At 60.4% G+C, this 21108-nt stretch carries 19 protein-coding genes and 1 tRNA gene; 8 read left to right on the forward strand and 12 right to left on the reverse strand.

Translation table 11 applies throughout. The features are described from left to right. Positions 1-2: 2 nt before the first annotated feature. The gene (locus tag KD146_RS09360; RefSeq protein ID WP_212658411.1) at positions 3-1358 is read right to left on the reverse strand and encodes a porin family protein; all 1356 of its coding nucleotides are present in this window, start codon (positions 1356-1358) and stop codon (positions 3-5) included. Positions 1359-1795: 437 nt separating this feature from the next. Between KD146_RS09360 and KD146_RS09365 the strand changes: the two genes are divergently transcribed. Next, on the forward strand, positions 1796-2539 hold the full coding sequence (locus tag KD146_RS09365) for an SDR family oxidoreductase (protein WP_212658412.1): 744 nt from the start codon (positions 1796-1798) through the stop codon (positions 2537-2539). Between the two features lie 9 nt (positions 2540-2548). Here the strand turns inward: KD146_RS09365 and KD146_RS09370 are convergent, their stop codons facing one another. The 4 genes from KD146_RS09370 to KD146_RS09385 form a co-directional block, all read right to left on the reverse strand. After that, on the reverse strand, positions 2549-3355 hold the full coding sequence (locus KD146_RS09370) for a hypothetical protein (RefSeq protein ID WP_212658413.1): 807 nt from the start codon (positions 3353-3355) through the stop codon (positions 2549-2551). A 109-nt stretch (positions 3356-3464) separates the two neighbouring features. Continuing rightward, complete coding sequence (gene nagA / locus KD146_RS09375) at positions 3465-4625, reverse strand: N-acetylglucosamine-6-phosphate deacetylase (protein ID WP_212658414.1); 1161 nt, start codon at positions 4623-4625, stop codon at positions 3465-3467. Beyond that, positions 4622-5650: an SIS domain-containing protein gene (locus KD146_RS09380; RefSeq protein WP_249327811.1), complete on the reverse strand. Its 1029-nt coding sequence runs from the start codon at positions 5648-5650 to the stop codon at positions 4622-4624. The genes nagA and KD146_RS09380 overlap by 4 nt, the downstream gene beginning before the upstream one ends. 2 nt (positions 5651-5652) lie before the next feature. After that, positions 5653-6441 (reverse strand): GntR family transcriptional regulator, encoded by a 789-nt coding sequence (locus KD146_RS09385; RefSeq protein WP_212658415.1) that lies wholly within the window; start codon positions 6439-6441, stop codon positions 5653-5655. Between the two features lie 262 nt (positions 6442-6703). Between KD146_RS09385 and KD146_RS09390 the strand changes: the two genes are divergently transcribed. Together KD146_RS09390 and KD146_RS09395 are read left to right on the forward strand one after the other, a co-directional pair. Further along, positions 6704-7609, forward strand: coding sequence for an N-acetylmuramic acid 6-phosphate etherase (locus KD146_RS09390; protein WP_212658416.1), 906 nt, complete (start codon positions 6704-6706; stop codon positions 7607-7609). Positions 7610-7894: 285 nt separating this feature from the next. Continuing rightward, positions 7895-8725 carry a MipA/OmpV family protein gene (locus tag KD146_RS09395; protein ID WP_212658417.1) on the forward strand — a complete coding sequence of 277 codons (831 nt, stop codon included), beginning with the start codon at positions 7895-7897 and terminating at the stop codon, positions 8723-8725. 71 nt (positions 8726-8796) lie between these two features. Here the strand turns inward: KD146_RS09395 and KD146_RS09400 are convergent. From KD146_RS09400 to KD146_RS09410, 3 genes are all read right to left on the reverse strand, one after another. Next, positions 8797-8886, reverse strand: a tRNA-Ser gene (locus tag KD146_RS09400). 225 nt (positions 8887-9111) lie between these two features. Continuing rightward, positions 9112-9807, reverse strand: a complete 696-nt coding sequence (locus KD146_RS09405) for a glutathione S-transferase N-terminal domain-containing protein (RefSeq protein ID WP_212658418.1) — start codon at positions 9805-9807, stop codon at positions 9112-9114. A 99-nt stretch (positions 9808-9906) separates the two neighbouring features. Beyond that, positions 9907-10347, reverse strand: coding sequence for a glyoxalase superfamily protein (locus KD146_RS09410; protein ID WP_212658419.1), 441 nt, complete (start codon positions 10345-10347; stop codon positions 9907-9909). Positions 10348-10689: 342 nt separating this feature from the next. Between KD146_RS09410 and KD146_RS09415 the strand changes: the two genes are divergently transcribed. Continuing rightward, the gene (locus KD146_RS09415) at positions 10690-11460 is read left to right on the forward strand and encodes a sulfite exporter TauE/SafE family protein (protein WP_212658420.1); all 771 of its coding nucleotides are present in this window, start codon (positions 10690-10692) and stop codon (positions 11458-11460) included. A 31-nt stretch (positions 11461-11491) separates the two neighbouring features. On the opposite strand, the gene KD146_RS09420 is transcribed toward KD146_RS09415, so the two are convergent. Further along, the gene (locus KD146_RS09420) at positions 11492-13585 is read right to left on the reverse strand and encodes a molybdopterin-containing oxidoreductase family protein (RefSeq protein WP_212658421.1); all 2094 of its coding nucleotides are present in this window, start codon (positions 13583-13585) and stop codon (positions 11492-11494) included. Positions 13586-13706: 121 nt separating this feature from the next. Further along, on the reverse strand, positions 13707-14333 hold the full coding sequence (locus tag KD146_RS09425; RefSeq protein ID WP_212658422.1) for a hypothetical protein: 627 nt from the start codon (positions 14331-14333) through the stop codon (positions 13707-13709). Positions 14334-14680: 347 nt separating this feature from the next. Here KD146_RS09425 and KD146_RS09430 point away from each other — a divergent pair, with 347 nt between their 5' ends. Further along, a complete protein-coding gene (locus tag KD146_RS09430; RefSeq protein ID WP_249327629.1) occupies positions 14681-15076 on the forward strand; it encodes a DUF1801 domain-containing protein in 396 nt (131 codons plus the stop codon). Between the two features lie 54 nt (positions 15077-15130). On the opposite strand, the gene KD146_RS09435 is transcribed toward KD146_RS09430, so the two are convergent. Both KD146_RS09435 and ndk read right to left on the reverse strand, forming a co-directional pair. Then, complete coding sequence (locus tag KD146_RS09435) at positions 15131-17083, reverse strand: DEAD/DEAH box helicase (RefSeq protein ID WP_212658423.1); 1953 nt, start codon at positions 17081-17083, stop codon at positions 15131-15133. Between the two features lie 156 nt (positions 17084-17239). After that, positions 17240-17662, reverse strand: coding sequence for a nucleoside-diphosphate kinase (gene ndk, locus KD146_RS09440; RefSeq protein ID WP_212658424.1), 423 nt, complete (start codon positions 17660-17662; stop codon positions 17240-17242). 211 nt (positions 17663-17873) lie between these two features. Between ndk and KD146_RS09445 the strand changes: the two genes are divergently transcribed. The 3 genes from KD146_RS09445 (at position 17874) to KD146_RS09455 (ending at position 21097) form a co-directional block, all read left to right on the forward strand. Then, positions 17874-19736, forward strand: coding sequence for an ABC-F family ATP-binding cassette domain-containing protein (locus tag KD146_RS09445; RefSeq protein ID WP_212658425.1), 1863 nt, complete (start codon positions 17874-17876; stop codon positions 19734-19736). Next, positions 19733-20164, forward strand: coding sequence for a cupin domain-containing protein (locus KD146_RS09450; protein WP_212658426.1), 432 nt, complete (start codon positions 19733-19735; stop codon positions 20162-20164). Before KD146_RS09445 ends, KD146_RS09450 begins: the two co-directional genes overlap by 4 nt. Before the next feature lie 69 nt (positions 20165-20233). Further along, the gene (locus KD146_RS09455; protein ID WP_212658427.1) at positions 20234-21097 is read left to right on the forward strand and encodes a DUF4344 domain-containing metallopeptidase; all 864 of its coding nucleotides are present in this window, start codon (positions 20234-20236) and stop codon (positions 21095-21097) included. Positions 21098-21108: the final 11 nt, after the last annotated feature.

The raw sequence follows: 21108 nt of genomic DNA on the forward strand, positions 1-21108 counted from the left end.
GACTATTCGAACGACTTGGCAGCCTTGAAGGTAACCTTGTAGGCACCGTTCTGCTGGACAGTTGCGCCGAGCGAGGAGGTGAAACCACCACCTGGAGCCCAAGCCAGTTCTGCCTTACCGTAAACGTCGGAAGTGCCGGTGAGAGCAACAGCGACAGTACGGTCGGTACGGCCATAGACGCCTACTTCAGCAGTTGCCTTGAGGGTCTCGGTCACGTCAGCAACGATCTGAGCTGCAACCTGGTAGCCAGCGCCCGAACCATTGACGTCTTCGCCGAAGTAGCGACCACCAAGGTTGAAGGTCACGCCATCGGTGACGGTTGCGCCAACCGAACCACCAAAACCGTAGCCAGTTGTGCGAACGCCGCCGGCAGTGGTCACGCTCAGGACTTCAGCCGAAGCTGCAATCTTGAACATGTCGAACGAACCTTCAGCCGAGATCAGGCCGTTCAGGTAGGACGACTGGTTGCCCGAAACATACGAACCACCAGCAGCCAGAGCAGCGCGGAGCTTGAACTGGTCGAAGGTACCGGTCATGCCGGCATGGATCGCGTACAGGTCGTCAGCAACAGTGGTTGCCTGACCGTCAAGGATGCCGCCAACGGCACCGCTGATGTGAGCGGTGATCGAGTCACCGGCATAGTCCAGAACACCAACGAGGGTACCAGTCGACTCGAGCTTTTCGAGACCAACCTTAGCAGCGACACCGTTACCGAGGCTGCTTTCAACCTGGATCACGTGGCCGCCAACGGTTGGGAACAGAGCCGACTGCGAACCGTCGCGCGAACCAACAACACCGGTATCGGCGTCGGAAGCTGCGAACAGGCCAGTGAAGTTGAAGGGCTCGTCGTCGCCCTTGTTGAAGATCGAACCCTTCTTACCAGCGGAAAGAACGGTTGCGTCGCCAACCTGCACATAACCTTCGTCGATGACGACGTCATAGGTGTCGGCGGTGGTCTGAGCACCGTTGGTGTAGGCAGTCTTGTGCTCGTTCTTCAGCTTGATAACGGTGCGAGCAGGACCGAAGTCGCTCGAAGCGGTACCAACAAACTTCAGCCAAGAAACAACCTTCGAGTTCCAGTCATTGTTGCTGCCAGCAACGCTGCTCGGAGCGTCGATGTTCTTGATACCCTGGAAGGTAACGATCGGGGTCGACAGGTTGAAATTGCCGAAGTTAAATTCATACTCAACACCGCCCGAGATCTGCAGGCAGTTGGTGTCCGACGAGATCGTCAGGCCCGAAAGGCCCAGGTCGTCGCAAACGTCGAGCGAGGTGAGAACGCCGAGATCGGCAGCAAAGCCAGCGGTCGAGAGACCGGCAGCAGCAACAGAACCGAGGATAAGGCTCTTGAGTTTCATAGGTTGACCTCCAAAGTCAGTCATATTTTGGCGCCGGTTGCCCGGCAGGTTTGTCGAAACGCGACCACACTATTCGTGGTGCAGTGTGTTGCCGTCGCGCTGCGACCGACAAACGATCCCATGCATGGATTCGCAAGACCCACTCTACGCATGGCGAAGGCCGACGCAATCACGCAAAGGCCGTTTTGCGGCCGCACAGGGTGGTTGCGATCTGGATGTTGCAGATTCAGCACACACTTGGAAACCAACTGTTAACCGGACTGAACGAAGCGTTAAAATTGCAGGTTTTGCTGGGCTTTGACGCGAGGTGACTGGCGCCAAGTCGCATTTAGGGGCATCAAATTGACCAAGGCGCGGTCCGCTTATGTGGCGGCAATGTGCGCGGAATCGTCAGCAGGCGTGGCGAAACGGTCGGCGCCACCACAATTGGGGGGACCATGAATAAGGACAAGAAGGTAGCCGTTATTACTGGCGGCGGATCGGGCATTGGCAAAGCGGCAGCACTCGGTTTCGCTACAAAGGGCTATGAAGTTGCCATATGTGGACGCCGGCGCGATGCACTTGAGTCAGTGCGCGAGGCAATTGGTGGTTATGCCGGCGCGTGCGATGTCGGCGACCCCGATGCGGTCGCTGCTTTTTTCGGCGGCGTGCACGAGCGGTACGGGCGTGTCGATGTGGTGTTCAACAATGCCGGTCGCTTTGCACCGGCCACGTCGTTTGGCGATCTGGACGTGCAGACGTGGCAAGAGATGATCAATACCAATCTCAACGGTGCCTTCTATGTTGCGCGCGAAGCCTTCCGGATCATGCGCGATCAGACACCCCAGGGTGGGCGCATCATCAACAATGGCTCCATCTCAGCGCATGTGCCGCGGCCTGAGGCGGCATCCTATACAACCTCCAAGCATGCGATCACGGGGCTGACCAAGTCGATAGCGCTCGATGGGCGGGCATTCGGCATCGCTTGCGGGCAGATCGACATCGGCAACGCCGCCACCGACATGACCAGTACAATGAATAGCGGATCCTTACAGGCCAACGGCACAATGGCACCCGAGCCGACATTTGATGTTCAGCACGTGGTGGACGCCCTGCTCTACATGTCGGCGCTTCCCCTGAGCGCGAATGTTCAGTTCATGACCGTGATGGCCACCAACATGCCCTATATCGGCCGCGGGTGAGGACAGGGGTCATTGCGCTGCGGCGCTGGAATACCTTGAGACCGCCTCGCGCAGCAATTTGGCCTGGTCTTGCGGTATGCCATCGGGCACGTAGGTCACAGCCAATACGTCGCCACCCGAGAAGTATTCGTAGAACGCCAGAGCGGATAGGTAACTGCCGTATATGGAGGGGTGGTTGCAGTCGAGGTAGAGTGGGATCTCCGCAGAGTATTTGAGAATGACCTCCCAAACGAGACCGACATTGACCAGGTCGACGCCGGTCTCACGATTGAGTTGCCGGTGCATGGCCTGAATGTTGGCATGCATTTGGCGATATCCGATGGTGTCAGATCCGGCCGCTTCAGGGCAGTCGGTCGTATACCGCCATGTTACAAACATCGCGGGCGCGGCGCCACCCAGCCTGGCTTCACTGATCAGCTTTCTGGCGATACCCAGCATCTGCGCTGACAGTGATCGATCATATTGTTCCCCACTCTGAGCCTGAATCACGACGTGGTGCCATTGCTGCGCCAGCAAATCATGCACTTGCGGATTTGCCCAATGATCCGCCAAAGCGCTGCCAGCCGGTGCATGCATCTGGATACGATATTTCTCAGGTGCGTTCGCAGAGTCGGCCATGCTGCGGACCATTGCAGGCATGTCGTTGAAATAGGTACGGCTGTTGCCCACGAACAGAATATGGCGTTCAGGCCGGGCGTCAAAAAGATCCCCGACGTCCTGTATTGCGCGCATGGCGGGCTTGTTCAGCGAAGGCACAGACACGACGAGGCCGATAAGGATGGCCGTCAGGATACTGATCCGAATAATCTGAAACACTGCCGAGCCCTATCAAGCGCATGCGAGGGAGCGCCAGCACAATAGGTCGGGCACGTAAATTGCGTGTAACCTGAACCCTCAAATCCTGCGGCGAGACAGTGTAATCACGTCAGGCGCGGTAAGCTTCGGTGCCGGCGATCCAGGTCGCCTGGACTTTCCTGCTATGGGAAAGATGAACGAAGTTGGCGATCGCCCCAGGGGAAAGATGGCCGTGGTCACCTTCAACGCCCAAGGCCCGTGCTGGATAAAGTGATGCCATACGCAGGGCTTCTTCGAACGGCAAACCGATCCTGGTATGCATGAACTCGACCGCGTCGATCATATCGAGGTCGGCGCCCGCCAATGTACCGTCAGCCAGCCGCAGGGCACCGTTTTCCCGGGTAATAGTGCGGCCATTAAGGGTGAGTTCGGTCAACTCCGTCCCTGTCTGCGACATGGCGTCGGTCACCAAAAAGATATGTCCGGGTCCTGTTTTGGCGCGCAAGGCGAGTTCGATCGCAGCAGGGTGAACGTGAATACCGTCAGCGATCAGGCCCGCATGCGCTCCCGGGGTGCTCAGCAAGGCGCCCACCATGCCAGGTTCGCGATTGCCCAACTGGCTCATCGCATTGAACAAGTGCGTCGCCATGGAGGCGCCGGCTGCGTAAGCGGCGGACGCATCGGCAAAGCTGGCATCTGAATGGCCGAGACTGACGGTAATGCCCGCTCGGGCCAAGGTCGTGATCTGTTGCGGCGTTACCGTCTCTGCAGCGACGGTCAGCAACAGGTTGGGCAAATCGGTTGCTGCGGCGACCAGGCGCGCCAGATCGCTGTCATCCATGGGTCGGATCAAGGCAGGATCGTGGGTCCCCTTGCGCGCCAGTGACAGATGCGGTCCCTCAAGGTGCAGACCGAGAAATCCGGGCACTGCTTGCTGCGCCGCAGCATAGCCTGCAGCAATGGCGGCGATGTTGACCGCCACCGTATCGGTAATCAGCGTTGGCAAAAGCGCCGTGGTGCCGAACTGCGCATGAGCCGCGCACATCGTGCGAATAGTGCCGACAGACGGATCATTGTTGAACAACACGCCGCCACCGCCATTGACCTGAAGGTCAACGAAGCCAGGCACAATGCTGCCGCCGTCGAGGTGGACCCGCTCGGCGCGCGCAGGGATATCTCCGCTTGGGACGATCGCGGACACCATACCAAACTCAATCAGCAGCGCTGCGTCCTTGTGCCAGGTATGCCCGTCAAAAATGGGCACCCCGGCAATTGCCACAAGGTCGCTCATACCGTCTCGGTGACCTTGTTGAGCGCTACGGGCAGATCGGGATTGAAGCCGCGATGGCGCGAAAGCGCTTCGACAAAGCCATAGAAAGTGACAATCAACGCCAGCGGATCGGTGATGGGGTGCCCTGTCGCCGCGAACGGCAATGGGCGCGCTTGGCCCGGGCGGTCGCTGGTGAGGAAGGCCAGCGCACCCTGCCCGGCCAGCTTGTGTGTCATGTCAACGACCGAGCCTTCGGCTGCATCGCGCGCGGCAAGCCCCAATACGGGATAGCCCGGGGTAACGATCGCGACAGGACCATGCATCACTTCAGCAGCACTGTAGGATTCGGCCTGGATGTTGCAGGTCTCCTTGAATTTCAGTGCGGCCTCATTGGCGATAGCAAATCCGGGGCCACGGCCCAGGACATAGAGAGCATTGTGTCCGTCGAGCGCCGAAGCCATGCCGGACCAGTCGCAGGAGACGGCCCGCGAGAGCGCCTCGGGCAGCTCGGTGACGGCTGCGTTCAAGGTTGTATCGCCGCTCCAGCGTGCAATCAGCGCCAGGCCGGCTACCACCGACGTCACGAAGGTCTTGGTGGCGGCCACACTCTGTTCGACACCGGCATGCAGATCGATGGTGAAGTCGGAAGCGGCTGCGAGAGGCGAGCCTGCCGTATTGGTGATGGCAATGGAGATGGCGCCCGAGCGGCGCGCCGACTCTGCCATACCCACGATGTCAGGCGATTTGCCAGACTGGGAAATGGCGATGGCAGCACTGTTGGCCAGTTTGAGATCCTTGCCAAAGATCGATGCAATCGAGGGACCGATGGAGGCCACCGGGAGGCCCAGCGTCAGCTCAATGGCGTATTTGAGATAGGCCGAAGCGTGGTCGGAAGATCCGCGCGCCACTGTGGCAACCAGCGAAGGGTCGCGTTGGCGCAGGGCAGCAGCAGCTGCATCGAGCACCGGGCCACTCTTGTCGAGGAAGTTGGCGACGACGCCGGGAATTTCCGAGATTTCGCGGCGCATATGGGTCTGATCAGGCATGGTCACGGCTTATTGCCTCCATTGCTGGGGGAATCACCGATCCGCAGTTCGGCAACAAAGTCATAGGTGTCGCCCCGATAGATGGAGCGGGTGAATTCGATGACACGCCCGGAGGCGAGATAAGAGGTGCGCTCAATATTCAGGCCGGCGGAGCCGACCGGCACCTGGAGCAGGTGGGCATTCTCTTCATCAAGATTGGCAGCCCGAATGCGCTGGATGGCACGAATAGGCCGGTTACCGGTTTTGTCGAGATGCCTGTAGAGCGAATTGCCAATGGCTGTGGGGTCGGGCAGCACTCGCGCCGACAGACTGGCACGCTCGATTGCCAATGGGGTTTCCCCGGTGAGCCGCAGCCGAGAGATTCGCGCCACCTGGTCACCAGATGACAGCCCCAGAATGATGGTTTCTTCGGGCGACGGCAGGTAAAGCCCCCGTTCCAGCCATTGCGCGTGCACTTCCATGCCACGCCGCGCCATGTCTTCGGTAAAAGACGTCAGCTGGGACAGCGACTGCTCGACGCGCTGGGTTGGCGGCGCAACGAAGGTGCCCGAACCATGGCGCTGCACCAGCACACCGTCCTGCACCAATTGCAGCACGGCTTTACGCACGGTGACGCGGGACACGTCAACCTTGGCAGCGAGGTCGCGTTCGGAAGGCAAAGCATCGCCGGGATTGATGTCCCCTCGATGGATCGCATCCTCAATCCAGCGCTTGAGTTGCAGATAGAGCGGTCCCCCGCTGGGCAGCGCCACCGGACCATCGGCAAAGAAACCGTTCGACAAATCTGTCACTTATCCCCTCACCCGTTGGCACATTGCGCGACATTGCATAACACTGATCCCGCGCAACTTTGACTAGTGCAGACCGAGCGCCGTAACAATACCAATAAAATACCATTTTCCAACAGGCAATGCGGAATTGCTGGAAAATTATTGGGACGTCCTGAAGAATTGGCCTTTCGGCTGCAATTGCGCTGGCAATGGCACTCCCAGCGGGAACGCTATGTGGACAAGTGGTATTTTTTTGGCATTATCACGTCAACTGGAGACTGACATGAGTGCACCGCAAACCGAGATGACGCATGCGAGCGCGAAGGGCTTCGACACCCGCGACGCCAGCGACGCATTATCGATTCTCGCCGCGGCGCAGGTAGCAGCAGCCACTGCGACCCAGGACGCCGTGCACGAGATTGCGGCGGCTGCGAGAATGGCGGCCGACAGTCTGAACGCCGGCGGGCGACTGATCTATGCTGCAGCAGGCAGTTCGGGCCTGATGGCGATGGCCGACGCCGTTGAGTTGCCCGGCACGTTTGGCATTGACCGCGACCGCATCGTTATCCTGTTTGCCGGGGGCATTGACGCCCTGCCCGATATGCCAGGCGGGCCCGAGGATGATGCAGATGCCGCGCGCCAAGGCATTGCGAAGGCAGGCGTTGGAGCCCATGATTGCCTGATCGCCCTGACCGCCAGCGGTTACACCCCTTACCCTATGGCAGCGGCAGAAGCCGCACGTCAGGCCGGGGCGCGAACCATCGGCATTGCCAATAATGCCGGCGCTGCTCTGTTTGACCGTGTCGACGTTGCCATATGCCTGAGCACCCCCCCCGAAGTGATTGCCGGATCGACCCGCATGGGCGCGGGCACGGCGCAGAAGATTGCGCTCAACATGTTCTCGACCATGGTTGCTGTGCATCTGGGTCATGTGCATGACGGCTATATGGTCAATGTGGTCGCGGATAATGCCAAACTGCGCGACCGCGCCCGACGCATTGTGATGGACGTCACCGGGGTGACCGACGCGCAGGCGGCGCACTGGCTTGCGCTCGCAGATGGCGCGGTGAAACCCGCAATCGTGCTCGCGGCCGGCGCTGATGGTATCGAGGCAGCACGCCGATTGCTTGAGTTGCACAACGGCCAACTGCGTCCCGCTCTGAAAACCCTCGGCGCCAAGTTGTCCTGAACGGCCAAGTCGCGCCCCGCCCTGTCTGACCGGACAGTTTAGCGGATTCCACGACACTTCCTGATTGACGCGGAAAGGGATTGATCCGGAACGCGCATGGCGGCGTAACAAGTATCAGAAATCAGTGCATTGCCCGCACAACGCATGACCCCTACAAATGCACGGGGCGCCACATGCCTGAGCATGCAAGTCTCCCCGGACGGTCGTGCAAAATGTCATTGTCCATGCATTTCGCAGGGCAATCCTGAATGGTGGAATGGGGCCCCCACAGCCCGCGGAGTCTCCATGCGCATTCCAGTAAGCCTCGTTGCCAACGCAGCTGTTTTCGCTGTCCTGTCGACTTCAGTCGGTGCCGCGGAATTCGATCGCTATGGCGGCGCTGCGCCGGATCTGGTGGCGATCCAACCCGCTTCAGATTTCGCTTTCGTCCTTGGCGTCGGCATCGGCACAGCGCCGGTCTACGAGGGCGCAGCCGAATATGGTGTGACCTTTAGTCCGATCATCGAGGTCCAGCGGTTTCGTATTCCGGGCCTGATCGATATCGGTGGGGGTGAGGACGTTGGCGGCTTGAGTTTTGCACCGTCCTTTTCGATTGCCAGCAAGCGCGTGAGCGCCGAACACACCGCTTTGGTGGGCCTGAATGACGTTGAGGCGACTTATGCGTTGGGCGCGCGGATCGGCTATGAACTGGTATTGAACGACGTGCTCCGCGGTGAACTCTACGGGGCGGCGCGATATGCTGTTGGCGGAGCAGAGGGGTTCATTGGCGAAGCGGGTGTGGACATCACCGCGAAGCTGACACCGCAGTTGGAAGTTGTCGGCGGCCCGTTGATCAGCTTTGCTTCCGAAAACTACATGGACACCTATTTTGGCGTAACGGCAGGCGAAGCGGCCGCAACCGGAGGACGTCTTGGCGCGTACAACCCGAATGGCGGCGTCAAATCAGTCGGTGTGCAACTGGCCGCTCGCTATGAAATAGTCCCGGACACCTTCCTGAGCGCCAAGGGGTCCTATTCCGGCTTTGTCGGTGATGCTCTGGCCTCGCCGATCGTTACATCGGGCAGCCAACATCAATTCACCGCGGGCCTGGGCCTTGCGCGCCGCTTTGCGTTCTAGCAACACGCCGCATTAGCGAGCGCGCCTTGGCCGGCCACGTGCTGCGCTCGTCGTGCAAAAAGATGGGTGGATGGCGGAGAGGAAGGGATTCGAACCCTCGAGACAGTTTCCCATCTGCGCCCTTAGCAGGGGCGTGCCTTCGACCACTCGGCCACCTCTCCGGCAGGGGGTGGATAACGGGCGGGGTGGATGAACGCAAGTGGTTTTTGGGGTGAAAGACGGCGCGCTCACAGCTCGCGCTGTTTCCCGGGCCTGATCGCAACGAAACATGAGCCTGTCGCGAGCCAGACGCGGCGGGGACTGTCAGAATCATTGTCGTTGGCGTTGCCTACTCTTTTCAGGTGGGCGGTTGGGCCCGGGGGTCCCGGACCCAAAGGCTGAAACAATCAGCGCTGGTTGAAGAGTACCTTCTGGGCGTCCTTGTCGCTGGCCAGATCAAGCGGGGCTTCCTTGCCGACATTGAGGCCCTTGGCGACAGCTGGACGCGCGTTGAGACGCTCGATCCAGGCCGCAAAGTTCTTCAGTTCAGCCTTGTCGATGCCATAGCGCTCCCAGGACTGGGCCCAGCCAATGCACGCCATATCGGCAATGGAGTACTCGCCGGTGATGAAATCCTTGCCTTCAAGCTGCTTGTCCAGCACGCGGAACAGACGATGGGTTTCATCGCTGTAGCGCTTGATGGCGTAAGGCACTTTTTCAGGTGCATAGACGCTGAAGTGATTGTTCTGGCCAAGCATGGGGCCAAACCCGCCCATCTGCCAGAACAGCCATTCGTCGACCTTGACCTGCTGGCGCGGATCGGTGGGATAGAACTGACCGAACTTGGTGCCGAGATATTTCAGAATCGCGCCGGATTCGAAGATCGAAATGGGCTCGCCACCCGGCCCCTCTGGGTCAACGATGGCAGGGATCTTGTTGTTTGGCGAAATGGCGAGGAATTCGGGGGTGAACTGCTCGCCCTTGCCGATATCAATGCGGTGATAGTTGTACGGAACGCCAAGCTCTTCGAGAATGACGTGAACTTTCTGCCCGTTTGGGGTGGGCAGCGAGTAGGCTTCGATGGGCTTGGTCTGGGTGGTCATTGCCGGTCCATTCGTCGTTTTCGTTGGCGCCTGTTGTATCGGCAAATTACGATGAAGGGCAAGGCATGAGCGTTTCGCCCTGCCCCTCATTTGAACACATCATGCTCGCTTGACCACCATTTGTGGATTGCCATTGCCGCGCAGGGCCGATGACACACCATTGCTGTTCACGGTAGAGACCACACGATGGCGATTGTTGGCGAACATGAAGTCCGGCGTGACGTTCACCGGCGCGTCAAACTGGATGGTCAGTGTGAAGTGTTCCATATCGCCGAGCATCTGCACGCCGATCAGCGTGCCCGCGAAGGGCTGATCGAGATATGTGCCGACAACCTTGCGGCCGACCTGGAAAGGCACGGCAGTCCGGTTGGGCAGGCTGGCGCTGGCGGTGTTCCAGTCGCGGTAGCCATGGCTGCGGGCAATCTGCTCCAGAGCCGCGCTCTGGCTCAAGGACTCGCCGGTTTGCGCACGGGTTTCGCGCAGCATGCGGGCTTCAGATTTCAGGGTCTGAATGGATGGGGTATCGAGTGAAAACGTCATAACAGGATCTCTCATTTGCATGAGGCGTCTGTTGCATGGGAGCTCGCATTGCCATGAAGCGCCTCGCAAAGATGAACCTTACGGTCGTTTCTGCTCGGAGACTGGACTTCACCAACGGACTTGCGTCCGGCGAGCGGCAGGTGCCAGCGACCTGCGCCGGATATGATCCCGAGACCGGGTTTTGTCAACTGCATGGCCGTGTTGTGATCAGCGCTGGTGATGGGAGGGATCAGACAAATGTGTTGGGCGCGGGATGCCGAAGCGCGTATGGGCTGATGCAGACACCTCAGGATGGATCCCGGCCTGCGCCGGGATGACACCGCGAAACTGGACGGTCCAAAAATGGTTGAAACGCTGTTCCTGCTGATTGCCGGCCTGCTGGGCGGGGCGCTGAACTCGCTGGCGGGAGGCGGCTCGTTCATCGTTTTTCCGGCACTGCTGTTTGTCGGCGTGCCACCGGTGATGGCCAATGCGTCCAACACATTCGCCGCCCTGCCCGGCTATGCCAGCGGGGCCTATGGCTATTGGCATGCCATGGCGCAGCATAAGCACTTGCTGGTGCTCTATGGCGTTATTGCTGCGGTGTTTGGCTATATCGGCGCCGAATTGCTGCTGGTGGTGACCGATGCGCAGTTTGCGCTGGTGGTGCCGTGGCTGATGCTCTTTGCCGTGCTGTTGTTTGCATTTGGCAATCAGCTGAACGCCTATGTCGCCGCGCATAGTGGTGGCGGACGCGGCATGAAGCTGGTGGGCAGTGGCCTTTTGCTGCTGTTTCTGGCCGGGGTATGCGTCTATGGCGGCTTTTTCAATGCCGGCTTGGGCATCCTGCTGCTGGCGTTTCTGGCCACAGCGGGGATGAGCGATATTCACGCCATGAACGGGCTCAAGCTCTATGTGTCATCCATAGTGGCACTGGTGGCAGTGGCGCGGTTCGCGTTCAATGGTTCGATCGACTGGTATCATGGCTCAATCGCCTTGGTAGGCGTCGTGGTGGGCGGTTATCTGGCCGCCAGGAATGCGCACCGCTTTCCAACCAAGGTGATCCGGGCAGCGGTGATTATCTACGGGCTGGTGATGACAGGGTACTTCTTTTGGGGCGCATATCTGGGGTAGGTGAATATCCCCCGGCGAGCCCGAGTGATTGTCACTCCGCCTTTCTGATCCACACCGCGGCGTCGTGATAGACCGTGCCGCCGAAGGGCGGCGCTGGAGTGGCGCTGGTCACGGTGTTGATGCCCCTGCCCCCGCGATGGGCCTTGTTCTGATGCAGGCCCTCGGCGATCAGCACGCCAGTGGGCAGGCCGGGGCGAACGCGGGCAGTCAGATCAACGGTACCGCGGCGGTTACCGATTGTGACGAACTCACCGTCGGCGATAGCGAGACGCGCAGCATCATCGGGGTGGATGAAGACCGAGGGCACGCCTTCGCGCTTCTGGCTGCCCGGGGTTTCGTTGAAGGATGAGTTGAGGAAGGCGCGTGCCGGGCTGGTGGCGAGGCGGAACGGGTGTTCGACGGTGGCCGCCTCGGTGATGGCCCAATGGTCAGCGAAGCGTGGCATGTCGGCGGGGTCACAGGTCCACTGATAGCTCTTCTTGTCGGCGGTGCCCTGCCAATTGGGGGCAAAGCGGAAACGCTTGTCGGGCCAGTCAAAGCCGTCAGCGTAACGGGCGGTGGCGTCGGGGCGTTCGCGATCGACGAAGCCGGTCGTTTCAACTTCTTCCAAGGCGGGATAGCCCGAGCGGTGGAAGGTGTCGGCGATCACGTCGCGATCAGTCGTTTTGAACGTGTCGTCGTCGAGACCCAGCCGCAGGGCCAGAGCGTTGATGACTTCGTGGTTTGACTTAGTCTGGCCGGGGCGGGTGATGATCGCCGGGCCATAGAGAACGCGGGTGTGGCCGCCGCGGGTGTAATAGTCATTGTGTTCGAGGAACATGGTGGCGGGCAACACGATATCGGCCAGCTCGGCCGTTTCGGTCATGAACTGCTCGTGGACGACGAGGAACAGATCATCGCGGGCCAGCCCCCGCCGGACCAGCGCCTGTTCTGGGGCGACCGAGGCAGGGTTGGTATTTTGTACGATCATGGCCTTGACCGGCCCGCCCTGCTTGAGTGCCTTGGCGTTTCCCGTGAGGATGGGGCCGATTTCGGACATGTCGAGCCAGCGCGGATCGCCCTTTTGCAGGCCCGAACCGGTGAGGCGTGACTTGTCGAGCGCCCAGGTACCTGAATTGGAGTGGAAGGCGCCGCCGCCGCGATGCTGCCAAGCGCCGGTCATGGCGGGAATGCACAGCGCCGCATGCATGGCCGTGGCGCCATTGCGCTGACGGGTGAAGCCATAACCCAGACGGAAATAGCTGGCCGGCGTGGTGCCGACGAGGTGGGCGAATTCGTTAATTTCGGCGATGCTCAGGCCGGTGATGGCGGCGGCCCATGCGGGGGTCCTGTCCGCCAGATGGGCTTCGAAGTCAGGACCAAAATCGGTGAATTTTGCCATATAGGCGCGGTCGGCCAGACCATCGCGTAGCAGGATATGCATGACGGCGACAGCCAGAGCGCCGTCGGTGCCGGGGCGCAGCACAAGGCCCAGATCGGCCTGGGCCATAGTCGCGGTCTGGTAGATATCGATGACCACAATTTTGGCGCCGCGCTCCTTTTTGGCGCGCATGGCGTGAGTCATGACGTTGACCTGGGTGTGCACCGCATTGGTGCCCCAGATAACGACGCAATCGCTCTCGGCCATCTGCTCGGGATTGACGCCGCCGAGCATGCCGGTGCCCGCAATGTAGCCTGGCCAGGCGGTGCCGGTGCAGATGGTGTCGTATTGGCGGGAATAACCCTTGGCGGCGCGCAGGCGATCAATACCGTCGCGCTGCACGTGGCCCATGGTGCCCGCATAATAGTAGGGCCAGATGGCTTCGGCGCCGTGGTCGGCCTCGATCTGGTTGAAGCGGGCCGCGATTTCGTCCAGTGCCTCGTCCCAGGAGATCGGCGTGAACTGGCCGCTTCCCTTGGGGCCGCTGCGGCGCAGTGGTTGGGTCAGGCGGTCGGGATGGTGCACGCGCTCGGCATAGCGAGCCACCTTCTCGCAGATGACGCCTGCGGTATATGGATCATCCTTGGCGCCGCGCACCCGACCAATGGTGTGGTCGTCGAGAATGTCGACGTCGAGCGCACAGGCCGACGGACAATCATGAGGACAGACGGAGCGGACGGTGCGCAGGGCGACGGGCTTGTTCATAGCGCGAAAATACGCGGGTCTGGGGTCTGGTGCAAAGTTATAGTTGTGATCGCCGGATCATCCGGGCTGATGGCGTAGGCAAGTGGCACGATAATGCCTTAGGGGGGTGACGGGGCGAACACTAGGGCGCTGCGAACGCTTTGCTGGCGGATTCCGCGTTGCGGCGGGCGCGATTGGCTGCGTGCAGGGCCAGTTGGGCCGCCCCGGAGTGGAACTGGGAGAACGTGACCCGATCCTGGGCGTGGGTGGCGATGGTGATGCCGCGCCAGTTTGGGCGCACTGAACGGACGTCGGACCAGGCAATGCTGGTCTGGCGACCAAGCGCCGAGCAATATTCGAGTTTGGTGTGGTTCCAGCGCACGCGGACAAACAGACCGCCCAGACCAATGCCCAGGGCCCCTGCCCCGAGGAGCAGCGAAGCGGCGAAGGTGGCGATCATCTGGGCGGCAGGGATATGTTTGGTGCCGCCGACCAGAATAATCGCGGACATCAGTACCACCGCCAATGCTGCAGCGCCGTAACAGGCAAAATACTCAACCATTGAGGGGCGCAGTTCGGACCAGCCATCGATCTGGGCCGCCTCCTCGCCCTGCACCAGGCGCAGCGCCAGAAAGGCAGCGTAGCCAAACGCAACAACACCAGCAGCGCGCGATAGCGGCAGACCGGCAGTAAACGGAATATATTTGAGGATGAGAAGGGAAACGATAATCGACAGTGGCACAGCCACTTCCTGCCAGCGCAAGGGCACGTACGCTCTCCAAGTATTGTGGGCCGGTGACGCAGGTCGGCAATTACAGTGCGGCGATTCTAGCAAAACAGACTGATTTGGCCACTGACATTGTCGCGCGTGGACTGATTGGCGGCAGGAGCGGCGCAAAGACCACAGTTGGGATGGACCAATATAGCGTCGACTGGAAGCTGGCAGATTGAATCCAAAATTCTCCATAGCAGATTGATAACGCTGACTGATTTCCTGAAAAAGTGCCTTGGCCCTGGACGAAACGCTGCAGCGCGACCGTCGCAAAACGCTCCTGACAGGAATTGTCACGCTGGCTCGGTTAGGCTCTTTGATGTGCCAGCCGGGAGAGCAAAATTTTGAATCCAGCCGTTGCAGAAGTGTTTGACGCCTATCCAGCAGAGGCGCGAGCGGCTTTGATGGGATTGCGCGCGCTTATTCTGGAAACCGCGGCGCGTACTGATGGCGTCGGTGCGCTGGAAGAAACACTGAAATGGGGTCAGGTGAGCTATCTGACCAAACAGAGCCGCAGTGGGACTACCATCCGCATCGACCAGGACAAGCAGACCGGTGCAGCAGCGCTGTATGTGCATTGCCAGACAGATCTGGTGAGCCGCTATCGCACCCTGTATCCGGACAGTTTCGACTATCAGGGCGAGCGAGCCGTGCTGGTGCCGACTGACGCTGATTTGCATGCGCTACGTCATGTGATCGCGCTGGCGCTGACCTATCACGCGGCCAAGAAAACCAGTTGAGTCAAAAAACGGGGCGGCACTGGCCACCCCGTTCTTGATTGTTTCGTTGCCGTTTCAGATCTGCGGCTTGCGCTTGGCCTTGTGATCCTTCTTGGGCGGCTTGGCAGCGCCATCAGGCTTTCCGGCCCATTTGGGCTTACCCTTGTCCTTGCTTGGCGGTGCCTTGCTGACCTTGGGCGGACGTGGCTTGTCGAAGTCACGCTTTGGCGCACGCGGCTTGTCAGCGTCAGCAGATGGGTTCCAGGCACCGGTTGCGGGCGCCTCAAAATCATCGGGCTTCAGCCCGGCGGAGCCATAGCGCGCCTGGCGGTCAGCGCGCTCGGGCCGTGGGGCATTGGGATCATAGCGCTCGATGGGGCCCGGCGGGCGGCGCTGCGATGGTGGTGGACCAGCGCGGCGTTCACCAGGACCGTCAACAGCGGTAATTGTCACGCCACGCTCGCCCGAGCCGTTCTTGGCCAGGCTGCGGGAGAATGCGTCGGCCTTCTGGGCGGCCACTTCAAAGATCGATTCCGTATCGAAGATGCGGATCGAACCAATAGCGGTCTTGGTGACATCGCCGGCCTTGCACAGCATGGGCAGAAGCCAGCGGGGCTCAGCGCGCTGCTTGCGGCCAACATTGACCTTGAACCAGGTGCCCCCTTCGAAGCGCTCACGGGTGCGCGGATCGCTGTCGCCGGGTTTGCCGGGCTGCGGGTTTTCCGTGACATCCTCGGGCGCAGGCCGGGCCGCGAGTTGCTGACGCAGATAAGCGGCGGCAATGGCTTCGACCGAATGGCGCTCCATCAGCTGCGCGACGAATTCGGCCTCTTCTTCGGCGACAGGCAGGGTCAGCGCCGTCGCGGTCAGAATGCCTTCGCGATAACGCGCATCGATCTCGGCAGCGGTCGGTGGCGCCATGTTGGTGACGTCGAGCTTGGCGGTGCGCAGAATGCGCTGCGCGACATTGCGACGATGCATGGGCGAGATGATGACGCAGGTGCCCTTGCGCCCTGCCCGCCCGGTGCGGCCCGAACGATGCAGCAGCGTGTCGGGATTGGTGGGCAGGTCGGCGTGGATGACCAGATCAAGATTGGGCAAATCGATGCCGCGGGCGGCCACGTCGGTGGCCACGCAGATACGCGCGCGACCATCGCGCATGGACTGCAACGCATTGGTGCGCTCGGCCTGGCTGAGTTCGCCGGACAGGGTCACCACGTCGAAGCCGCGATTGTGCAGGCGGGCCGAAAGATGTTTGACGCCTTCACGGGTGGAGGCGAACACGATGGTGTTGACCGCCTCAAAGTAGAGGAGCGTGTTGATGATGGCGTTTTCGCGCTCATTGGATGGGACCAGCATGAGCTTGTAGTCAATGTCGGCGTGCTGTTCGCCGCCGCTGGTGGCTGCCACGCGCAGGGCATCGCGCTGGAAGGTCTTGGCCAGCTGGGCGATGGGCTTGGGCACCGTTGCCGAGAACAGCAGGGTCCGGCGCTCTTCGGGCGCAGCATCGAGGATAAACTCGAGGTCTTCGCGGAAGCCCAGATCGAGCATTTCGTCAGCTTCATCGAGCACAACGGCGCGCAGTGCAGACATATCGAGTGCGCCGCGCGTGATGTGATCGCGCAGGCGACCGGGGGTGCCAACAACAATGTGGGCACCGCGGTCAAGTGCACGGCGCTCGGTACGGGCATCCATGCCGCCGACGCAGGTCGCCATCTTGGCACCGGCTTCGGCATAGAGCCACTGCAGTTCGCGTTCGACCTGAAGGGCGAGCTCGCGGGTCGGAGCAATCACCAGTGCCAGCGGTGCGCCAACTGAGGTGAAGCTTTCAGCTTCGCCGAGCAGCGTGGCGGCAATGGCCATGCCGAAGGCGACAGTCTTGCCCGAACCGGTCTGGGCGGAGACGAGAAGGTCCCGGCCAGCGGTCTCGGGTTCAATGATTGCGGACTGAACAGGTGTCAGGGTCTCGTAGCCCTTGGTGGCAAGGGCGCGAGCGAGTGGGGCAGAAATGGTATCAGGCAGAGACAATGGGTATCTTTCGGGTGGGGGAGAACACCGACCCGAACCTCCCCTTGATGGTCGAGAGGGCGCGAAGGCATTCTGCATTCTGGTGCATTATAGCACAAACAAGCAAAAAGGCCGCCCCGGCGGGCGGCCTTCGAATTCGTATCGGTTCAGGACCGATTAGCCGACGAGTTCGTCGTCGTTGAAGAAGAACTTGATTTCTTCAGCAGCGGTTTCCGGAGCGTCCGAACCGTGCACCGAGTTTTCGCCGATCGAGAGAGCGAATTCCTTGCGAACGGTGCCTTCAGCAGCGTTCTCAGGGTTGGTAGCGCCCATGACTTCGCGGTTCTTCAGGATGGCGTTTTCGCCTTCGAGAACCTGGACGACGACGGGCGAAGCAATCATCTGCTCGACCAGTTCACCAAAGAAGGGGCGTTCCTTGTGGACTGCATAGAAGCCTTCGGCCTGGGCGCGGGTCATGTGGATCTTCTTGAGCGCGATCGGGCGCAGACCGGCTTCCTCGAACTTGGCAATGATCTTGCCGATCAGGTTGCGACGGACGGCATCGGGCTTGATGATGGAGAAGGTGCGTTCGAGCGCCATGGATAAGATCCTTGAATGGGTCTGTAGGGAATGGTGGCGCCTTGTAGCGGGAGACTTTGACGGAGGCAAGACGGGGCAGACATGCGTCAACGCCGGTTGCCATTGGGCGCGGTAAACTTTATCCAGCGGCAAAGACTTTTTTTGTGGGTACGCGCACGGCCTGAGCCGATGCGCTGTTTCGCCTGCCCCTCTTCCATAGATTGCCGTTGCCATGCTCTCGATCAACAACCTCACCTACCGTATTCAGGGTCGCGAACTGTTCGAGGACGCGTCTGTGGTGCTGCCGACCGGATCCAAGACCGGTTTTGTCGGCAAGAACGGGACGGGCAAGACGACGCTGTTCCATCTGATCCAGGAGCATATCCACCCCGATGCGGGCGGGATCGAACTGGTCAAGAAGGCCCGTATTGGCGCGGTGGCGCAGGAAGCTCCCGCTGGCAATGAGACCGTGCTGGACGTTGTGATGTCGGCCGACAAGGAACGCACGGCGCTGATGGCGGAGGCGGAAACAGCAACCGACCCCGACCGGATTGGCGAGATCTATATCCGGCTGGCTGATATCGACGCCTACACAGCGGAGGCACGCGCCTCGTCCATTCTCAAGGGTCTGGGCTTTGAGCAGGATCGGCAGAATTCGCCGACCCATGAATTGTCGGGTGGCTGGCGCATGCGTGTGGCCCTGGCCGGTGTGCTGTTCAGCCAGCCCGACCTGCTGCTGCTCGATGAGCCCACCAACTATCTCGACCTTGAAGGCACGCTGTGGCTGGAGAAATATCTCTCCACCTATCCCTATACCGTGTTCATGATCAGCCATGACCGCGACCTGCTGAACAAGTCAGTCAATTCAATCATCCATCTCGAGCACCGCAAGCTGACCTTCTACAAGGGCAATTACGACACGTTCGAGAGCACGCGTCGCATGCAGATGGAGCTCAACAACAAGGGGCGCGAGAAGTCGCTCGACCAGATCGCCCATATGCAGAAATTCGTGGACCGTTTCGGCGCCTCGGCGACCAAGGCCAAGCAGGCGCAGGCCCGCATGAAGATGATTGCCAAGCTCAAGCCGCCCGCAGCGATGTTTGACGAGTACTCTGCGCCATTCACTTTCCCGCAGCCCAAGACCGAGCAGGCGATGCCGATGATCTCGCTGGACGGGGCTTCGGCGGGCTATGGCGACAAGACCATTCTGCGCCACATCAATATGCGCATCGATCCCGGTGATCGTATCGCGCTGATCGGGGTGAACGGTAACGGCAAGTCGACCTTTGCCAAGCTGCTGGCCGGCGATATCAAGCCAATGGGCGGTACCTTCGCCAAGGGCAAAAAGCTGGAAATCGCGCATTTTGCCCAGCATCAAATGGACAAGCTCAAGCCCGAATGGACACCGTTCGAGCACATCGTGGACATCATGCCGACCGATAGCGAAAGCCGTCGTCGCTCGCGGCTGAGTCAGATGGGCCTGACCAAATCGCGCATGGACACGCTGGCCAAAAATCTCTCCGGTGGCGAGCGCGCCCGCCTGTTGATGGGCCTGATCACCTTTTCGGGTCCGGGCATGATGATCCTGGATGAGCCAACCAACCATCTGGACATCGACAGCCGCGATGCGCTGGTACACGCGCTCAATGACTATGAAGGCGCGGTACTGATCATCAGCCATGATCGCCATCTGATCGAAGCCACTTGCGATACGCTGTGGATCGCCGAGGGTGGCACGATCCGAGTGCTCGACGAGGATCTGGACAGCTACCAGAATTCGATCACCTCTGCCAAAGAGAGCAAGGGCGGCACCAAGGCCGAACGCAAGGCCAACAAGCAGGAAGCCGCGGCCAAGCGCGCCGAGATCGCGCCGATCAAGAGCGCCATTAAGGATGCGGAAACCAAGATCGCCCGTTTGAAGCGGGAAATCGACAAAATAGATGCCCAGCTCGAGGATCCCAAAGTCTACAATGGCAGCCCGGAACAGGTGATCGTTCTGGGCAAGGACAAAGCCCGTTTCAGCAACGATCTTGAAGCAACCGAAGAGCAATGGCTGGCGTTGAGCGCCGAGCTGGAGACTGCCGAAAGCGCATGAGCAAACTCGCCGCAAAAGATGTGATCTTTACCCTTGGGTTGCAGCGGCACCCCGAGGGCGGCTGGTACGCACAGACGTTTGAGGACGAGTCCAAAGCCGATGGTCGCTCGCGATCGACGGCGATCTACTATCTGCTTGAGCGCGGCGATGTTTCGGCCTGGCATCGCGTCGATGCTGTTGAAGCCTGGCACTTTTATACCGGCGCGCCCCTTACTCTGCGGGTTTCGGACGGCATAACCGTCGACAGCTTTGTGCTGGGGCCTGATCTCGAAGCGGGTCAACGTCCGCAGATGATCGTGCCGCGATCAGCATGGCAATCGGCCCAAAGCACAGGTGACTGGACGCTTGTGGGTTGCACGGTTGCACCGGGTTTCAGATTTTCCGGCTTCGAGATGGCGGCACCTGGGTGGGAGCCCGGCCGCGATTAACCGGCTGGAGCTCGCGTCGTTGACAGGCTGGGCAGCGTGCCGTCTGTTACACCCATGAATTGCAGGCGAATGACCATCATGCGTGACTTTGGCTGCCGCCTCACGGCTATGTTGCTGATCTGGATCGTTGGGCTGACGGCTCTCGCCCAGGCAGGGAGCCTGAGCAAGCAGGAATTCGCCGAACAGCGCCGCTTCGCCTACAATAACAGCATGTTCGTGCTCTACCATGAGGTGGCGCACCTGCTATTCGACCAGCTCGACCTGCCGGTGCTGGGCCGCGAGGAAGACGCTGCCGATAATCTGGCCACCTGGACACTGCTCAACAAGGGCTCGGCGCGGGCGGACCGCGCACTGGCTGACTCGGTTCGGGGCTGGTTTCTGTCCGGCGTTGCCTATGACAGCGGGGGTTCGGAAAGCGACTATGCTGCCCCTCATATTCTGGACAAGCAGCGGGCCTACCAGATTGTCTGCCTGATGGTGGGCAAGGACGCGGTGGCGTTCCGCTCGATGGCCAACACCTATCACCTATCGCGCGACCGGCAGGACAGTTGCCACTGGGATTACGAGATGGTCGACCGTGGTCTTTTGAGCGTTCTCAATCGCCATAGTGCAAAGACCGGGCCGGGCAGCGATGTGACAGTCACCTATCACGCTGTCGGTGGCCGGTTGGCTGACGCTGCCGACGCGTTCAAATCCAGCGGTGTGTTCGATCAGGTCGCCGATGAAATTCGCCGCAATTACAGCCTGCGTGAGCCGGTGCAGTTCAACGCAAAGCGTTGCGGCGAGGCCAATGCATTTTATGATCCGGACAATGCAGAGATTATCTTCTGCTACGAGCTAATGCAGGATTATATGGATATCTACGCGGCCAATATGCCCAAATCTGCGCCCGAGGCAGGCCGGATGAATGGCAATAAGGACAAGCACCAATAGCGCTGCTTAAA

Source organism: Devosia litorisediminis (assembly GCF_018334155.1).
In the GTDB taxonomy this organism is placed as follows: Bacteria; Pseudomonadota; Alphaproteobacteria; order Rhizobiales; family Devosiaceae; genus Devosia; species Devosia litorisediminis.